Source organism: Mannheimia granulomatis (genome assembly GCF_011455695.1).
Classification (GTDB): domain Bacteria; phylum Pseudomonadota; class Gammaproteobacteria; order Enterobacterales; family Pasteurellaceae; genus Mannheimia; species Mannheimia granulomatis_A.
The window spans coordinates 284,637-300,896 of record NZ_CP015030.1 but is presented as its reverse complement, the minus strand read 5'-3'; the positions used below and the strand labels follow the sequence as shown (position 1 = coordinate 300,896).

15 protein-coding genes and 1 pseudogene are annotated in these 16,260 nt (G+C 41.6%); 5 read left to right on the top strand and 11 right to left on the bottom strand.

Annotation, left to right across the window (positions count from 1 at the left end):
- The first annotated feature begins 67 nt into the window (after positions 1 to 67).
- A complete protein-coding gene (gene alr / locus A4G16_RS01450; RefSeq protein WP_165888392.1) occupies positions 68 to 1,192 on the top strand; it encodes an alanine racemase in 1,125 nt (374 codons plus the stop codon).
- Positions 1,193 to 1,349: 157 nt separating this feature from the next.
- On the opposite strand, the gene lacD is transcribed toward alr, so the two are convergent.
- From lacD to A4G16_RS01395, 11 genes are all read right to left on the bottom strand, one after another.
- Entirely contained in the window at positions 1,350 to 2,291 is a 942-nt protein-coding gene (gene lacD / locus A4G16_RS01445; protein WP_165888391.1) for a tagatose-bisphosphate aldolase, read from the bottom strand.
- Between the two features lie 107 nt (positions 2,292 to 2,398).
- Positions 2,399 to 2,785, bottom strand: a complete 387-nt coding sequence (locus A4G16_RS01440) for a PTS sugar transporter subunit IIA (protein WP_165888390.1) — start codon at positions 2,783 to 2,785, stop codon at positions 2,399 to 2,401.
- Positions 2,786 to 2,879: 94 nt separating this feature from the next.
- Positions 2,880 to 4,670, bottom strand: coding sequence for a glycoside hydrolase family 35 protein (locus A4G16_RS01435; protein ID WP_165888389.1), 1,791 nt, complete (start codon positions 4,668 to 4,670; stop codon positions 2,880 to 2,882).
- Between the two features lie 92 nt (positions 4,671 to 4,762).
- Entirely contained in the window at positions 4,763 to 6,049 is a 1,287-nt protein-coding gene (locus tag A4G16_RS01430) for a histidine-type phosphatase (protein WP_165888388.1), read from the bottom strand.
- Positions 6,050 to 6,244: 195 nt separating this feature from the next.
- A complete protein-coding gene (locus tag A4G16_RS01425) occupies positions 6,245 to 7,081 on the bottom strand; it encodes a PTS system mannose/fructose/sorbose family transporter subunit IID (protein WP_165888387.1) in 837 nt (278 codons plus the stop codon).
- Positions 7,068 to 7,940: a PTS mannose/fructose/sorbose/N-acetylgalactosamine transporter subunit IIC gene (locus A4G16_RS01420; protein ID WP_165888386.1), complete on the bottom strand. Its 873-nt coding sequence runs from the start codon at positions 7,938 to 7,940 to the stop codon at positions 7,068 to 7,070. Before A4G16_RS01420 ends, A4G16_RS01425 begins: the two co-directional genes overlap by 14 nt.
- A gap of 12 nt (positions 7,941 to 7,952) precedes the next feature.
- Positions 7,953 to 8,426 carry a PTS system mannose/fructose/N-acetylgalactosamine-transporter subunit IIB gene (locus tag A4G16_RS01415; protein WP_165888385.1) on the bottom strand — a complete coding sequence of 158 codons (474 nt, stop codon included), beginning with the start codon at positions 8,424 to 8,426 and terminating at the stop codon, positions 7,953 to 7,955.
- 13 nt (positions 8,427 to 8,439) lie between these two features.
- Positions 8,440 to 9,573 (bottom strand): SIS domain-containing protein, encoded by a 1,134-nt coding sequence (locus A4G16_RS01410; protein ID WP_165888384.1) that lies wholly within the window; start codon positions 9,571 to 9,573, stop codon positions 8,440 to 8,442.
- Positions 9,574 to 9,631: 58 nt separating this feature from the next.
- Complete coding sequence (gene agaR / locus A4G16_RS01405; RefSeq protein ID WP_165888383.1) at positions 9,632 to 10,393, bottom strand: transcriptional repressor AgaR; 762 nt, start codon at positions 10,391 to 10,393, stop codon at positions 9,632 to 9,634.
- A 301-nt stretch (positions 10,394 to 10,694) separates the two neighbouring features.
- Positions 10,695 to 11,336, bottom strand: a complete 642-nt coding sequence (sodA, locus tag A4G16_RS01400; RefSeq protein ID WP_165888382.1) for a superoxide dismutase [Mn] — start codon at positions 11,334 to 11,336, stop codon at positions 10,695 to 10,697.
- A 166-nt stretch (positions 11,337 to 11,502) separates the two neighbouring features.
- Positions 11,503 to 12,006 carry a hypothetical protein gene (locus A4G16_RS01395; protein ID WP_165888381.1) on the bottom strand — a complete coding sequence of 168 codons (504 nt, stop codon included), beginning with the start codon at positions 12,004 to 12,006 and terminating at the stop codon, positions 11,503 to 11,505.
- A 286-nt stretch (positions 12,007 to 12,292) separates the two neighbouring features.
- Here A4G16_RS01395 and A4G16_RS01390 point away from each other — a divergent pair, with 286 nt between their 5' ends.
- From A4G16_RS01390 to A4G16_RS01375, 4 genes and pseudogenes are all read left to right on the top strand, one after another.
- The gene (locus A4G16_RS01390; RefSeq protein ID WP_165888380.1) at positions 12,293 to 12,985 is read left to right on the top strand and encodes a hypothetical protein; all 693 of its coding nucleotides are present in this window, start codon (positions 12,293 to 12,295) and stop codon (positions 12,983 to 12,985) included.
- Positions 12,982 to 13,515: a hypothetical protein gene (locus tag A4G16_RS01385; RefSeq protein WP_165888379.1), complete on the top strand. Its 534-nt coding sequence runs from the start codon at positions 12,982 to 12,984 to the stop codon at positions 13,513 to 13,515. Before A4G16_RS01390 ends, A4G16_RS01385 begins: the two co-directional genes overlap by 4 nt.
- Positions 13,516 to 14,020: 505 nt before the next feature.
- Positions 14,021 to 15,204: pseudogene (locus A4G16_RS01380) on the top strand (ABC transporter transmembrane domain-containing protein); the annotation flags it as partial.
- 23 nt (positions 15,205 to 15,227) lie between these two features.
- Complete coding sequence (locus A4G16_RS01375) at positions 15,228 to 16,040, top strand: HlyD family type I secretion periplasmic adaptor subunit (protein ID WP_237052400.1); 813 nt, start codon at positions 15,228 to 15,230, stop codon at positions 16,038 to 16,040.
- Positions 16,041 to 16,260: the final 220 nt, after the last annotated feature.

Genomic DNA, 16,260 nt, shown 5'->3' with positions numbered 1-16,260 from the left:
TCTAAGGTATTTTTCATTTTCCGCGTATAATTTAGTACACTTGTAATTTAATTGTAGTCACATAAGTATGAAACCAGCAACAGCAACCATTGATAGCCAAGCTCTCCGACATAATATCCAACTTATTAAATCTTTTGCGCCTAAGCAAAAATTATTGGCAATGATTAAAGCCAATGCCTATGGGCAGGGCTTATTGCCTGCAGCTGCAACACTCACGGATTTAGTGGATGGTTTTGGCGTTGCTCGCCTACGTGAAGCTTTGGAAATTCAAGAAACAGGCTACACCGGCAAAATTGTATTGGTGGAAGGTTTTTTTGATCGAGAAGAGCTACTTAAAACTCTTTCTCGCAAATTTGATACCGTAATTCATAATATTGAGCAACTTGAACTCCTTGAACAAGTTGCTCAAGAGTGGGAAGAAGAACAGAAAAAAGGCTTTTGGACACGCAAGGCAAAAATCTATTTCCCGATCAATATTTGGCTTAAAATTGACACTGGAATGCACCGTTTAGGTATTCACCCTGAACAAGTGGATATGTTTGTGGAACGCTTAAAACAATGTGCATTAGTTAATTCAATCAGTTTTGTCAGCCACTTCAGCCGTGCAGACGAACTAGATTGCGGCTATACCGAGAAGCAAATTGCCGTGTTTGAACAAGCCACCGAAAAATATAAGGATCACGACCGCAGCATTTCTGCCTCAAGTGGTATTCTTTATTGGAAGCAAGCTCATTATGACTGGGTTCGCCCCGGTATCATTATGCACGGTATTTCTCCACACTACAGCCCGATTACCGATTTAGGCTTTAAGCCTGTAATGACCCTTTCTTCATCCTTAATTGCAGTTCGCACTCATAAAGCGGGTGAACCTGTCGGCTACGGCGGAGCTTGGGTGAGCCAGAAAGAGACTAAATTAGGCGTAATTGCCATGGGCTACGGCGATGGCTACCCTCGTAATGCCCCCGAAGGCACCCCAGTTTTAGTCAATGGCAGAATCGTCCCTATTGTCGGGCGTGTTTCAATGGATATGATGACAGTAGATTTAGGTGCAGACAGCCAAGATAAAGTGGGCGATAAAGTGATTTTCTGGGGCGAGAATTTATTAATTGAAGATGTGGCAAAACACATTGGCGTGATTAGCTATGAGCTGATTACCAAGCTCACTCCTCGTGTGATTTTTGAATATAAGTAAAGTATGGCTTATCTAATCTAAAATTCTGCAAACCGGAATATGTGAACAATCGACCGAAATAAAACTATTTTTACGGAGTTATCGCTCTTCTTGTACGAAAATCCCGAAAACTGCTGGCTTACAAGCGGTTAATTTTCGGGATTTTTTTGCAAACAGCTTATTTAATCGGTGTTGCCGTACGCTTCAAGACTTCCAACAACTCACTGATGTTCTGCTTACCTTGAGTTTTGAGCCATTCACGAGCGGCATCAACACCTTTTTCTTTGTAGGTTTCTGCCCCACCTGCCCACGTTGCGCGGCCGCAGAGTACGCCGTTAAATTGGCTGCCAGCCTCTTTGGCAAACTCTAAGGTTTGTTGGAACAGTTTTGCCGATACGCCTGCGCTGAGGAAAATAAACGGCAAGTTGGTTGCTTCACTTTGGGCTTTGAAGAAGGCTTTGGCCTCCGCTGCGGTGTAAAGCACTTCACCCTCGGCAAAGTCTTCCACATAGCTCATCACCACCGGCACTTCCACTTTCAGCACATCCACGCCAAATCGTGGATCGGCGAAAAATTTCATCGCTTCGATTACTTTGCGTGGTTTCACTTTAGCGTTATAGACTTTATCCTCATTCGAACCGTCATAAGTCAGAATTTCGAGGAACAGCGGCAAGCCTTCGGCATTGCATTCGGAAGCCACACGTTCCACAAAAGCGGCTTTACGGTCGTTGATTTCAAACGGTTCGTCAATGTCAAAATAGATCAGCAATTTCACTGCTTCCGCCCCTTTTTCTTTCAGACGGAAAACAGAAACGTCATCAATTAAGTCAGGGAAACGACCGACAGCGGTTTTGTCGTAGCCGGTTTTTTCGTACGCCATAATTAAGCCGCAGTTCTCATCACGTTTGCCGGCTGCCGCCCAGCCAAATTCAGGGTCGAGCAGAATAGAGGAGGCGTATGGGGTGAGTTCTTGGGAAATCAGAGTTTTGAATTCGCTGACTTGGTCGAAGGTGATGTCATCGCCCATCATACGGCGTAACGCACCACGCTGATCAATCGCCAATGCCGCAATAATGCCGTCTTCGGTACAGAGTTTTTTTAGGAAAGATTGTTTGCTCATTATGGTTACCTCTTGTTAATTTTTATGATTGGTGTAGGGGCGGGTTTTAACCCGCCCTTTATCGTTTCCAACGGGAGGGTTAAAACCCTCCCCTACGAGAATGTTGTTTACTCATCATCTCCAGACGACAACGCCTTTAACTTCGCCCCAACATCGTGGATCTGCTCTTTAGCATTTTCGAGCAAGCCGTCTATGCCGTCTTCGGAGACATAGCTGATCACCATCGGCAGGTTCATTCCACTGTATAGCCCAGCCAATTTCGGTAAGTAACGCATTGCCACATTGCAAGGCGTACCGCCCATAATGTCGCAGAACACCACGACGTCGCCTGTCGCTTTTTCAAGGGCTTGTTCAAATTTGCGTTGGAAATCTTCCGAGCCTTCGTCCGGATAGAGGCAGACGGTTTGGGCGTTGTCGATTTCGCCTAAAATCATCTCGGCAGTTTCAAGTAAACCTTTGGCGAAATCGCCGTGGCTGATTAGGATTAAGCTCATTTTTTGCTCCTTTCATAATACTAAATTTTGCCCCCTACCCCCTGCTAAGCAGGGTACTTCCCCGCAAGCGGGGGCAGAATTTTTCTCTCTTCGATTACAGATTTTTCGTCTCCAACTTTTTATAAATCGGCACGTTACTAAACCGCAATTCGCGGATCTCCACCCCTTCGGTTTCAAACACAATGATTTCGTTTCTACCATGTTTCAGCAGTGGGGCAGGCAGGTAGAGATAGCAGGTTGGGCCCTCACTCCAGTAGCGTCCGAGGTTTTCGCCGTTGACGAAGATCACGCCTTTGCCGAGCGTTGATGTGTCAATAAAGGTATCTTGTGGTTCGCTGTCAATATCAAGGAAGAATTGGTAGAACGATGGATTTTGCGGCTGTTTTTCGCCCGCCCAATCAATTTGGCTCAGGTGTTTAAAATCAATCGGATAATGTGTCCAACCGGTGTGGAAATGGAGATCCAGCACCACACCCGCACCAATCCCTTTGCGTTGGGTTGGGGCAAGCAGTTTGCCGCCGTAATTGACTCGTCCCATATTTTCTACGAGCAGATCAAGCTGAAACTTGCCGTTAGGGGTTTGTAGCATCACATCTTGCCCGATTTCGTGCTGATATTGGGTCGCCACTTTTTGTTGGTTGTTGAACACTTGAATGCGATCCCGCCCTTGGAAAATCCGCAGTTTGAGTTCCTCGCTGTAAGCGGTCGGATTTGCCCGATAAAGTACAAAACCGTAGTAATGCCCGAGCTGCTCAAATGTCAGCGTGTGTAGGCTGTCGACTTTTTGGCTAAGTCTATCCAGCGTTGCAAAAAGGGAGACGGAATTGGCCGCTTGTAGGAGTGGGTAAGCGGTGATTTTGGGCAAAATCGGCACACAAATCGGGCTGGCGTTCGGGTATTGAGCGAGAAGCTGTTGTAGCCGATAGTATTTTTCACTCGGTTCACCCCATTCACGCACAGGGGCATCGTAGTCGTAGCTGGTGACTTGCGGTAAATCAGTATCAAGCCGTGCGGAGCAGCCGTTCCAAAAGCCGAAATTCGTGCCGCCTTGGAACATATAGAAGTTGATATTGGCACGATCCAGCAGCTCTTTGGTACAAGCGAGCAAGTCACTTGCTTCTCGGGTAATAACCGGCTCTTTCCAGCGGTTAAACCAGCCGTCCCAAAATTCCATACACATCAGCGGATAGGATTTACCGTTGGTGTCGAAATAGCGTTGTAATTCGTCTAAATTTTGATTGGAACGAGAGCCGAAATTGCTGGTCGGGAGAATATCGTCCTCAATCAGCGCACCAGCTTCCAAAGCGTTTTGCCACGCCCCGTCAGAGGTGAACAACGGCACGTCCACGCCGTGCTTGTGCATTAAATCCCGAATCGCTCGTAGGTAATTTTTGTCGTTGCCGAACGAGCCGTACTCGTTTTCAATCTGCATCATCAAAATGTTGCCGCCGAGGGTAATTTGAAACGGTGCAACACGAGGCAGCAGCTCGGCAAAATAGCGATCGACTTCACCTAAAAACAGCGGATCGTTTTGGCGTAGGCGGATATTCGGAATGTTGAGCAACCACGCCGGCAGCCCGCCAAACTCCCATTCAGCACAGATGTACGGCGTGGGGCGTAAAATCACATACAGCCCGAGATCTTGTGCGGTTTGCAAAAATGTCGGTAAATCTGCCCGCTTGTCGAAGTCAAATTCGTTCGGTTGCGGTTGGTGCAAGTTCCACGGCACATAGGTTTCGACCGTGTTACAGCCCATCGCTTTCAGGTTATAGAGCGTTTTGTACCAGTATTCTGGCACGATACGAAAGTAATGCACCGCCCCCGACAAGATCTTAAACGGCTTGCCATGAAGGAGGAAATCGGATTGGGTGATTTGGAAGGTCATTATGCTACCTCAACAGAGATCTTTCATTAGGTTTTACCTCTGATATAAATTTAACTCTGAGGCTTCCCTGTTAAATAAGGGAAGCCTTATGTTCATTTCATTCCCTCATATTTTGAAATAACTTCGTTAAAACGAGCATTTACTTCAGAGAAATCGTATAAACCATGTTCATTTGGTTTTAATCCCGATAATTTTAAGGTGTAAATCATTGGCGGATTATTTAAATCAACTAAGGCCAGATTTCTTAACTGTTCTGTTGTTTGATACATAATGTTTAGGGATAAATACTCTTTTTTCGTTTCTTTATTTACCCATTTTTCAAACAACAATTTAGAGCCGATAGGTGTTTTCTTTTCAATAGTATTTGGCAGAGAATATTCTTCCACCCCTAAGGCACTGGTAACGGAACCGATATTGGAATCGTGTCCTACAAGATAGGTAAATTTGCGATTTTTTGCATTCAACTCATCACGCAAATAAACTAATAATGGATGAGCAACATTAGTTGCAACGCTTGGAGCAGTAAATAATACGTCACCATAAACATCTTTTACTCGAGAAATTTTCTCCCAATCCTCTGCGCTTAAATCATTTCCAAAGCCGGCGATTTTATCATTTGGTTCTTCAAAATATTGAAGCACTAGGGCATCTGCTATACGCGTCGCCAATTTCAATGAGCCAGACAAATTAGGCTCTTCACCTAGAGCAAAAAGCATTTTGGTGTCAAAATCATCTAACTTACAGATTTTTTCTTCTTTACAAGCGACAGAATTTTCCATATCCATCACTTTTTCAATCAGTTCAAAGGAAAGTTTCAAACTTTCTGTGAGTGCTTTTAAGCTATTTTTACCACCTAGAGTATTAATTTCTTTTATCGCTTGCTCTTTAAATTCAGGTGAGAGTTTTGTTAAACGAGGAAAGAATATCGGATCCATTTTGCTTGGTAAAAAACGGTGTGATATTTCAATACCACAAGTTGGTGAAAAACCAGATTTAAAATATTCTGCGGTTGCAATAGTACGTTGCATGCTATTTGCATAAATATTTAGCTCATCACGATTTAAGCAGGTATTTTCAGTTAATAGTCCCTCTTTCTCTAACCATTTACGGAAATACTGTCCCATAATACTTTCGAGCACACCACCTCTTGACGTTAATTCACTTGGATTTGCACTCCAGTCTATCCATTGATGTGTTGTTGCTTTTCCTAATACACTATCTTTACCAGATAAAGGGGCTCGAATATTATGCCGACTTAAAACGACAACCTCTTTTAACTCATAGCCCTTTTCCGAAAAACTAGACATAGCATTTGATCCAAACGTATTTGTATTTAATCCCATAAGTAATGCTAAGGAGAATATTGATAATTTTTTCATAATCTATCCTTAATAATAGTGAGAACGTTTGTTTAATTTTCCTCCCCCTCTTGTGAGGGAAGTACCCTTGCGTAGCAAGGGGGTAGGGGGCTTTGCAGATTTTTATTCGATATTAACCGCTTGTTGCCCCCCTCCCCGCCTTCGGCGGTACTCCCCCCGCAAGCGAGGGGAGAATTTAAGTTAGCGATGATATTTCTAGCCCTTCGCCAACAATCCAGCCCAAGAGAGCAGGATACAGAGGGCGATGATGATCATAATCGCTTTGTTGGAGTTCATTTTCGGTCTGCCGAGTAACCAGTAGATGAAGCCGACTACCAACGCAGGCACAAGGCGTGGGAGAATGAGGTCTAAGTTCGCTTGGGCAGAAACCACTTTCTCACCGATGGTGGCGGTAAACGGCACCATCACATTGACCATTGTGGCACACATCACCCCGACCACGAACACCCCGAGGACGGTAGCGGCGTTGGTTAAGGCGTTGAGTTTGTGGCCGAGGTTGGTGACTAAGTTCACGCCCTCACGGTAAGCCACTTTCAGCTGCACCCAGCGGAACAGCATAGTTGCAATGGCAACCATCACCCATAGGCCGACACCGAGCGGGTTGCCGCCAACGGCCATTGTTGCGGCAATTGCACCCATAATGGCTGGGACGAGTGAGCCGAAGATCGCATCACCAATCGCCGCAAACGGCCCCATTAAACCAGATTTAATACCGGCAACCGCTTCAAGGGATTTCGTGCCTTGTTTCTCTTCTAATGCCAAATCAATCCCTTTTACAATGGTGTTAAAGAACGGGCTGGTGTTAAAGAATTGGTTGTGCATCACCATCATTTTTTGCAGTTCAGGGGTGTTGTCGCCGTACATTTTGCGTAGTTGTGGCAACATAATCCAAAGGTAGCCTGAGCCTTGCATACGTTCGTAGTTCCAACCTAATTGGTTGCAGAGTAAGTTACGAATGTTAATTTGGCGGAAGTCTGCGTCGGTTAATTTGTAGCCTTTTGGGTTACCGACTTGGCTATTAGAGTTCGTCATCTTCAATTTCTCCTTTTGCAGAGGTAGTGTTTTTCGCTACAGGAGCAGAGCCTGTTTCGGTACTACGTTGGTAAACAATGTAGGCGAAGGCGAAGCCGATGGCAGCCATTGCAAGCATTGGTACGCTGTTGATGTTGTTCACCACACCCACTTTTGCACTGGCGGCGGTCACGTTGCCAAACAGTGTGATAAAGATGGAGGTAAGTGAGAACGCCAAGATCAGGTACGCAATGTGGCGTTTGGTCGGTAAGTAACGTAATAGGATAGCGAAACCGAGTGCCGGTAATACACCGCCAGCCAGCGTTAAGCCGTCTGCGATCACTTTCAGGAAGCCGGTTTGCATCGCCTCAGCCAAGCTTGCCACGAACGGGCCACCGAAGACGAGAGCTAAGAAAATCGGTAGCGCACGAGAGAGACCCCAAGCCAATGCACCGGAGAGATAGTTTACGGTAATCGCACGATAGTTGTGGTCTTGGATATTTTTGTCGATACGGTGTGCGAAGAACACGTTAGACATACGAGCCAAAATATCGGTATAAACCATCAGAGCAGCGATTGGAACAGCAAGAGAGGTCAGTGCTAATTGCGGATCCATACCGACTGCCACCGAGAATGCAGTCGCGATAACAGTACCGGAGTTGGCATCTATACGCGATGCACCGCCGAACGTGCCGACACCCAGCACGGTTAATTGCATTGAACCACCGATCAGCAAGCCGGTTGTTAAGTCACCCATAATCAAGCCGGTGACTAAGCCGGCAAAGACCGGTGAACCTGCACTGGATACAATGGTAATTTCATCAATAATTTGATAAAACGCATAAAGCGTAATCAAGAGGATTTGCCACCATTCAATCATAGCATGTTACTCCTATAAAAGTTTCATCAGATCGACTTTTTCTTCATTCGGTACCAACTGCGCCGTCAGGCTAATACCTTTTGCAGAAAGTTTTTTGAAGGTCTCAACATCGTCTTCCGTCACATGTACGGTTTTACGGATTGGACGAGTGAGATCGGTTTTTGACATATTACCGGCGTTGATCTCAGGTAAATTGACACCGGCTTCCACAAGCTGTAGCACTGTTTGCGGATTACGTACCACCAGCAGCACACGTTGTGAATCGTAGCGACCTTCGTTGATATTAGTCGCCGCTTTCTCTACGGTGAGTACACTTAAATTCACCCCCGCAGGGCAAGCCAAACGCAAGCCTGCTTTATCAATATCATTATTGGCTACAACTTCATCCACCACCATAATGCGGGTAATATTCAGGTAAGATGTCCAAAGGTTTGCTACTTGACCATGAATCAAGCGGGCATCGATTCGCACATTCAAAATTGCCATAGTTCTCTCCTGTTTATTTATAAGAATAGAGGGTTACTCCTTGCACTACACGGTTTACCTCGCCTGTAGGACAAGGGTTATCGGTGGTATAACCGAGGTGCAGTGAGCTATAAAACGCATAGAGCTGACCAATCACAAGGAATGGGAAAATACGTGCTGCGTCGTCTAATTTGCAAATTTCCGCTTTAAACCGACCGCTTGTTCCGCCGAGTAATATCACTTCACAGGCTTTCTTGTCATTGACTAACTCGTGGTAGAGATCGGCATCGTATTTTGCGGTATAAGGATTGGCAGAGCTAAACAGGAAAATAAGCGTTTCATGCTGCACTAAGGATTTCGGCCCGTGACGGAAGCCCATCGCACTTTCAAAGAAGCCCAAGCGTTCACCGGCGGTCAGTTCTAATAATTTGAGGGCGGTTTCACGGGCAAGATGTTGGAAATGGCCAGAGCCTAAATAGACGATCCGTTTTAACGGTAAATGTGCCAAGCGTTGAATTTCAAGGCTGTCTTGCTCTAAAAGCTGCTCGGTCACGGTGGCAAACTGTTCTACCCACGTTTTATCGAATGCGTGCGGTGCAAAGCTCAGCAGCGAGGCAAGCATCATATTGCTGGCACTGGAGGTCATTGCAAAGCCTTGATCGTGGGTGCTGTCCGGCAGGGCAAGCGGGAAGGCTTTCGGGTTATCGGTGCATTTGGTAAAGAGTGCGCCATTGATATTGTTGGTGATTGCCAAGTGGTAGGCATCTTTCACAATCGCATTAACATTATCGACTGCACCGACACTTTCCGGACTGTTGCCGGAGCGACCGAAAGAGACAAGCAGCGTTGGCTTATCAGCAAAGAGAAATTGATGTGGACTGGAGACTAAATCGGTACTGGCAATTGCTTCCACTACACAGCCGAGTTTTTCACTCAAAATTGGGGAAACCACGCCACCAATAAAGGCGGACGTACCAGCACCGGTAAAGATAATACGGAGTTCGCCTTTTTGAGCTCGTTCAACAAGCGGTTGTAAAAAGGCGGAAATTTGCGAATTAGAGACAATTTCAGAGGTTTCCCGCCAAGTCTCAGGCTGTTGGGCGATCTCTTTAGCCGTCCAAAAGGCATTTTGGCTTTCCAAAATCTGGTTAGCGATATTCAGGATCATACTTCCCCCTAAATAAGAATTATCGGAGAGAAGGAGAGATTTCGGATAATTACCGTGATTAAGCGATCAACACCTGCACACCGGCATTTTCCAAATAATACTGATAATTTCTCGGCAATTTATCATCAGTCACTAATACGTCAATTTGATTAGCTTGGCAAATGACATAATCACTGTACTGCCCGAATTTACTGGAATCAGCAACTACAATCACTTGATTGACTGCTTCGCACATCAGGCGGTTTAATTGCGCTTCTTGCTCATTAAAGGTAGTAATACCTTTATCTAAGTCAAAACCATCAACACCGAGAAAAAGTTTATCAAAGCGATATTGCCGCAGATGATTATCTGCCATCACACCTGAAAAAGACATCGCATTTTTACGTAACACACCGCCGGTTAAGCGTACTTCAACATTCGGACAAGGAACTAATGCCATTGCTAAATCCAAACCATTAGTTAAAACAGTGAGTTCCGTTTCGCCAACATGACTTACGATTGCTTTCGTTGTTGTACCGGAGTCTAAAATAACCCGCTCTCCGTTTTTCAGTAAAGTGGCGGCTAATTTTCCTATACGTTGCTTTAGCTCAGGATAGTGATGATCTTTATCCGCAATAGAAAGTTCGTTGATCAGTCTAGAATTAAGCACTGCAAACCCGTGAGAACGAGTAATAAAGCCTTGCTGTTCAAGGTAATTTAAATCACCTCGAATAGTTACCGCTGAGACGTTAAACTGATTAGCAAGTAACTCCACTCGCTGACTACCGGTTTGTTGCAGTAAACTCAAAATTTCAGCGCGTCTTTCCAAAGCACTTTTCATTTTCTCTCCTCTGAACAAGCAATCAACAAAATTACGATTGCTTTCGAATTTGATTTTATTACCCTTAAAATCAAAAGCAATCGAAAATTACCAAAAATGCGAAGTAGATCACATAAAAAGACAAAAATTCCTAAAGAGTTATTACTCTTCCAAAAAACTAAACTATTACTTATAGATTTGAAGGTTGAGGTAGGTGTGATAATAAAAAATCTGCACCTTAATCAGTTAGCTGCTTAACTTACTTTTGGGGTGCAGATCAAATTTTACAAAATATGACCGCTTAAATTCTATAGATTAGGTATTATTTACCGCAGCCACAGCCTGGAGTTTGTTTTTCAAAACGGCTTGCCGCTTCATCCCAGTTAACCACATTCCAGAATGCTTTAATGAAGTCTGGACGGCGGTTTTGGTAGTTTAAGTAGTAAGCGTGTTCCCAAACATCTAAACCTAAAATCGGGTAGCCAGAAACGCCTGCCACTTCTTTACCCATTAATGGGTTATCTTGGTTTGCTGTTGAAACTACCGCTAATTTGCCGTCTTCAATCACTAACCACGCCCAACCTGAACCAAAACGGGTGGTTGCCGCTTTTTCAAATTCTGCTTGGAAGTTCTCAACTGAACCGAAATCACGCACGATGGCATCTTTTAATGCACCTTGCAAAGTAGTACCAGTTTTTAAGCCTTTCCAGAATAAAGTATGATTTACATGACCACCCACATTGTTACGTACCGCAGTGCGTTTTTCCGCAGGCACTTGGTTTAAATCGGTAATTAATTTACCCGGACACTGTTCTAATAATTCCGGATGAGCTTCTAACGCTGCATTTGCGTTATTGATATAAGCTTGGTGATGTTTAGAATGGTGGATTTCCATTGTTTTTGCATCAAAGTGTGGCTCTAACGCATCATAAGCGTAGCCTAATTCAGGTAGTGTGTATGCCATTATAAACTCCTCAAAAAATTATAGGTAATAGAGTAAAAACCCGGCAGTTATTTTAGCAAAAAATTATCGGAAAGGCACATTTTTTTGATCTAGAACAAAAATAGCCGAATGTGATGAAGATCTCATTTTAGAAAAAATCTCATTGTATTTCATCTAAACATATTGATTACATTCTATTCACAAATACAATTTCTAATATCAACATTAACTTCAGCGAGAATATTATGTCAAGAAACAGCCGTTCCTCAAGTTCATCAAGAGATAATCGCTCTTCAAGTTCATCAAGAGACAATCGCTCCTCAAGTTCATCAAGAGACAGTCGCTCCTCAAGCTCATCCAGAGGCAGCCGTTCCTCAAGTTCATCAAGAGATAATCGCTCTTCAAGTTCATCAAGAGATAATCGCTCTTCAAGTTCATCAAGAGATAATCGCTCTTCAAGTTCATCAAGAGACAATCGCTCTTCAAGTTCATCAAGAAACAACCGCTCTGCAAGTTCAGCAAAAAATAATCGCTCTGCAAGTTCAGCAAAAAATAATCGCTCTGCAAGTTCAGCAAAAAATAATCGATCTGTAAGTTCATCGAAAGACAACCGTTCTACAAGTTCAGCAAAAAATAATCGATCTGTAAGTTCATCGAAAGACAACCGCTCTGCAAGTTCAGCAAAAAACAATCGTTCGATAAGCTCATCAAGAAATAACAGCCCTTCAAACTTATCAAAAAATCATTCTAACTCTGTAAGCAGAAACCCAGCTTCTGTAGCCACTAGCGTTGCTAAAACAGCTGTAAACACAATAAACAAAGTAGGCGGTAAAAATAATATTAATGTTCGCCGTTCTGCAAGTTCATCAAGAAATACAAATAATCCACTAACGAATGATCGATTTGTAGCTACGTCACATTTTGTCAGCGATAAGCAAAATAGAACAGACTACTCACTTTCAGCCTTTTCAAAAAAAATGGTTGATGCGGTTGACATAGTTTCAAAAAATAGAAAACAACTAAGCAAGATAGAAAAATCTCCATTTAGTGGGAAATACACCACTATTGGAGCAATAAACTTAGAGCTAAAACAGGCTAAATTAGCTATGGACTCCATACCTAACAATAATCTCTCTAAAACTCTAGCTCAAAATACTTTAGTCACAACAATAGAGGAATCAGGTAAAGCACTCTTAAAACATAACAATGAGTTAGGGCATATATTGGTTGCTTCTGCCAAAAAATTTAATGCAGCAAGCCAAATGTCAGACTTATTTGAATTTGTTAATTATGCATTTAAGAACAATAAAGAAAAAGCAGGTGATAAACTGGCTGATATATCCGGTGGTTTAGCTGGCGCATATGTTGGAGCTAAAATTGGGGCTAGAGGGGGGGCACTAGGATCTGCTGCTCTAAGTGTCATATTTGGAGCGATGGGTTCAGATAAAGAAAAAAGAGAATGGATTATTAATAAACTAATACATAAAAATGAACATTTTAATTTCAGAAAAGGTGAGTTTGACAATCTAGAAAAATATGCAACACAATCAGAAAAAATAAAACAAGAAATGAGTTCATTTAAAACAACAAAAGAAAGTGTTATTGACACAAATAACAACCATTTATTTGATCTTTATCACCCAAATATCATTCAGGATGGAACAAAATGAAAAAAATAGACATACAGAAAAACATAATAGAGCTAATTTTTGCACTATATATTACCATTGCCACTTTTCTATATTTTTATATAGAAAATCTACCACAGAAAGATTTTTTAATGATCCAAGATATTGCTAATAACTATAATTTAACCAAGGGATTACAAACTAGATTAACTATAGAATATAGCAAAATATTAAACACCTTATTGTCGACACTTACTCTTTTTTTCATTATATCTTTATTTAGATTTAGGAACTCAAGAAAACATCCTAGAAATAGGCATGTAATAAGCCACTATGTCTTTGTTTTTTTATTTATACCTATATCATTTTATTTTTTATGGATAAGTGAGTGGGATTTATTTAGCAGCAACCATATAAGCCCAATTAAGGAAATATCAGCATACATATTCGTAACTTGCTCTCTCCACGCTTGGTTTATTAGCGAATTTTGGTATTTTATTGACATCTTAGAAAAAACCTATAGAAAAATAAAAAATAAGAAAGACAACAAAGAACATATCAATCCAACATAATTTTTAACAAAAAATGAAAAATGAAAAACTTAAAAAGCATATCATAGAAGCAATATTAACATTATATATCCTTGTGGCTATATTGCTATATTTTTATATGCAAAGCCTGCCCACAAATGGGCTATTACACATTCAAAAATTCATTGAGAACTACTACTTTTTTGGAGGCGGATACACTTATCTAGCAGTAGAATATAGCAAATTACTCAATCTCATAATTTCTATAATGACGATTTTCATTATTATAGCTCTATTTATATTTAGAAAATCAAGAAAACACCCAAGAAACTTAAATAAAGCAACACACTATATTTTCACACTATTATTTATCCCTATAACATTTTATTTTTTATGGATAAAAGAATGGAAATTATTTAGTAGTAACGATGGAAATTACATAAAAGAGATTACAACATACATTCTTATAATATGTTCATTTCAAGCAGGATTCATAAGTGAATTTTGGTATTTTATCGATATGTTAGAAAAAATTTATAAGAAAATAATGAATAATAAAGACTTAGCTCTTGCTGGTTTAGCCGTACTTACCTACTTTCACAATCTTGCTATAAATGAAGCCCAAATCAAACACCAGTTCGATACTAACGGCACTGGCTTAACAAAACCAACTGGCTATTAGCCGCCAAAAGCTTGGGGTTAAAAGCCAAAGCGGTGAGGAAATCGGTTGAACGTTTGCCGTTTGTGCATTTGCCTGCCATGGTTTGGAGTGATGATGGGCATCATTTTATTTTGGCTCAATTAGATGAAGAAGGTGGGCGTTATTTAATTCACGATCTGCTGACCGAAGAGCCTTGATTACTGAGTGAAGCGGAATTTCGTGAAATTTATCAAGGAGAGCTGATTTTAGTGGCTTCTCGTGCCTCTATTCTCGGTTTGTTGGCAAAATTTGATTTCACTTGGTTTATTCCTGCTATTGTAAAATATAGGCGAATTTTAATCGAAGTTTTAGTAATTTCAATTGTTTTGCAAATTTTTGCACTAATTTCACCGCTTTTCTTCCAAGTAGTGATGGATAAAGTGCTAGTTCATCAAGGATTTAGCACACTGAATGTGGTGGCTATCGGCTTATTGGTTGTTGTGCTGTTTGAGGTGATCCTCGGCGGTATTCGGACCTATGTCTTTGCACATACCACCAGCCGCATTGATGTTGAACTCGGTGCGAGGCTGTTTCGCCATTTACTTGCTCTGCCGATTGCCTATTTTGAAACACGACGTGTCGGTGAAACCGTAGCAAGAGTACGGGAGTTAGAACAGATCCGAATATTTCTCACCGGACAAGCATTAACATCAGTACTGGATCTGATTTTCTCCTTTATCTTTTTAGTCGTCATGTGGCAATACAGCATCTGGCTAAGTTTGGTCGTTTTAGCCTCGCTGCCTTGTTACGCAATTTGGTCGGCTACAATTAGCCCTATTTTACGCCACCGCTTAAATGATAAATTTGCAAGAAATGCCGATAACCACTCTTTCTTAGTAGAATCCGTCAGTGCAATGAATACGATAAAATCTATGTCAGTTTCTCCACAAATGACGGAAAGCTGGGATAAACTACTCGCAGGCTATGTGAATGCCAGTTTTAAAGTGACCAAGCTGGCAACGGTTGGACAGCAAGGCATTATGCTGATTCAAAAACTGGTGATGGTAGCCAATATCAGGCGTGGACTGCACAAAAGAAACGCTTACTTGCCCTTATTGAACAAAAACAGCAAGAAAAGAAAACAATTGAGGGAAACCTAATTAAATTAAATCAAATTCAACGCTATGAAAAAGAGCGTACCCGTGATTTTTACAAGCTATACCAACAAAAAAGTGCCTCTAAGCACGAATTTTATGAACAACAGAATAAGCAACTTGAAGTTGAAAACAATTTAGGTACACAACAGAGTCGATTATCAGAAATCGCAAAAGAAATTCAACAAACAGAGCAAGAATACCAAACATTCATTACATCCTTTAAACGCGATATACTCGACGAACTAAAAAAAGTTTCTGATACTCTTCTACAAACTCAATTAGAGCAGGATAAAGCTAAACAACGACAAAGTTTTATGGAAATCCGTTCTCCAATTGACGGAGTCGTACAAGAATTGCAGACATATACTATAGGTGGCGTAGTAACCACTGCTCAAACCTTAATGGTTATTGCTCCTGAAGATGAACAACTAGAAGTTGAAGCATTGATTACTAATCAAGACATTGGTTTTATAAAAGTAGGGCAAAACGTTGTACTAAAAATTGCCGCATTCCCTTATACCCGATATGGATATATTACCGGCAAAGTGAAACATATCAGTTTAGATGCTATACAAGATGAAAAGCTGGGTTATGTCTTTGCCGCCACGATTTTAATGGATAGAAATTTCCTGAATATACAAGATTCACCAATCTATCTGAAACAAGGTATGCAAGTATCAGCAAAAATAAAAACAGATAAACGAAATGTGATGGATTATTTCCTAAGTCCACTACGCACAACAATTGATGAAAGTCTAAGAGAACGCTAAATAAAAAATGATTGACAAAGGTCTTATTTTCCATCATTCTCTCAACTAGTTTATCGCTAATGAGAAATCAGCAAATGTTACATTTAGCAACTATTATTATGACCACAATTACCATTATGCAATCACATAATGCGGGTTAGTGTTGCTGAAAAACAGAGTTTAGAAAACCCGCTACAAGCGGGTTTTTTTATATAAAAATTTGCAAATATAAATATCAGGA

Coding starts and splice junctions, on each gene's coding strand:
- agaR (WP_165888383.1), bottom strand. CDS start 10,393: ATGAAAAGTGCTTTGGAAAGACGCGCTGAAATTTTGAGTTTACTGCAA.
- A4G16_RS01425 (WP_165888387.1), bottom strand. CDS start 7,081: ATGACGAACTCTAATAGCCAAGTCGGTAACCCAAAAGGCTACAAATTA.
- A4G16_RS01410 (WP_165888384.1), bottom strand. CDS start 9,573: ATGATCCTGAATATCGCTAACCAGATTTTGGAAAGCCAAAATGCCTTT.
- A4G16_RS01440 (WP_165888390.1), bottom strand. CDS start 2,785: ATGAGCTTAATCCTAATCAGCCACGGCGATTTCGCCAAAGGTTTACTT.
- lacD (WP_165888391.1), bottom strand. CDS start 2,291: ATGAGCAAACAATCTTTCCTAAAAAAACTCTGTACCGAAGACGGCATT.
- A4G16_RS01390 (WP_165888380.1), top strand. CDS start 12,293: ATGGTTGATGCGGTTGACATAGTTTCAAAAAATAGAAAACAACTAAGC.
- alr (WP_165888392.1), top strand. CDS start 68: ATGAAACCAGCAACAGCAACCATTGATAGCCAAGCTCTCCGACATAAT.
- A4G16_RS01385 (WP_165888379.1), top strand. CDS start 12,982: ATGAAAAAAATAGACATACAGAAAAACATAATAGAGCTAATTTTTGCA.
- A4G16_RS01420 (WP_165888386.1), bottom strand. CDS start 7,940: ATGATTGAATGGTGGCAAATCCTCTTGATTACGCTTTATGCGTTTTAT.
- A4G16_RS01435 (WP_165888389.1), bottom strand. CDS start 4,670: ATGACCTTCCAAATCACCCAATCCGATTTCCTCCTTCATGGCAAGCCG.
- A4G16_RS01430 (WP_165888388.1), bottom strand. CDS start 6,049: ATGAAAAAATTATCAATATTCTCCTTAGCATTACTTATGGGATTAAAT.
- A4G16_RS01415 (WP_165888385.1), bottom strand. CDS start 8,426: ATGGCAATTTTGAATGTGCGAATCGATGCCCGCTTGATTCATGGTCAA.
- sodA (WP_165888382.1), bottom strand. CDS start 11,336: ATGGCATACACACTACCTGAATTAGGCTACGCTTATGATGCGTTAGAG.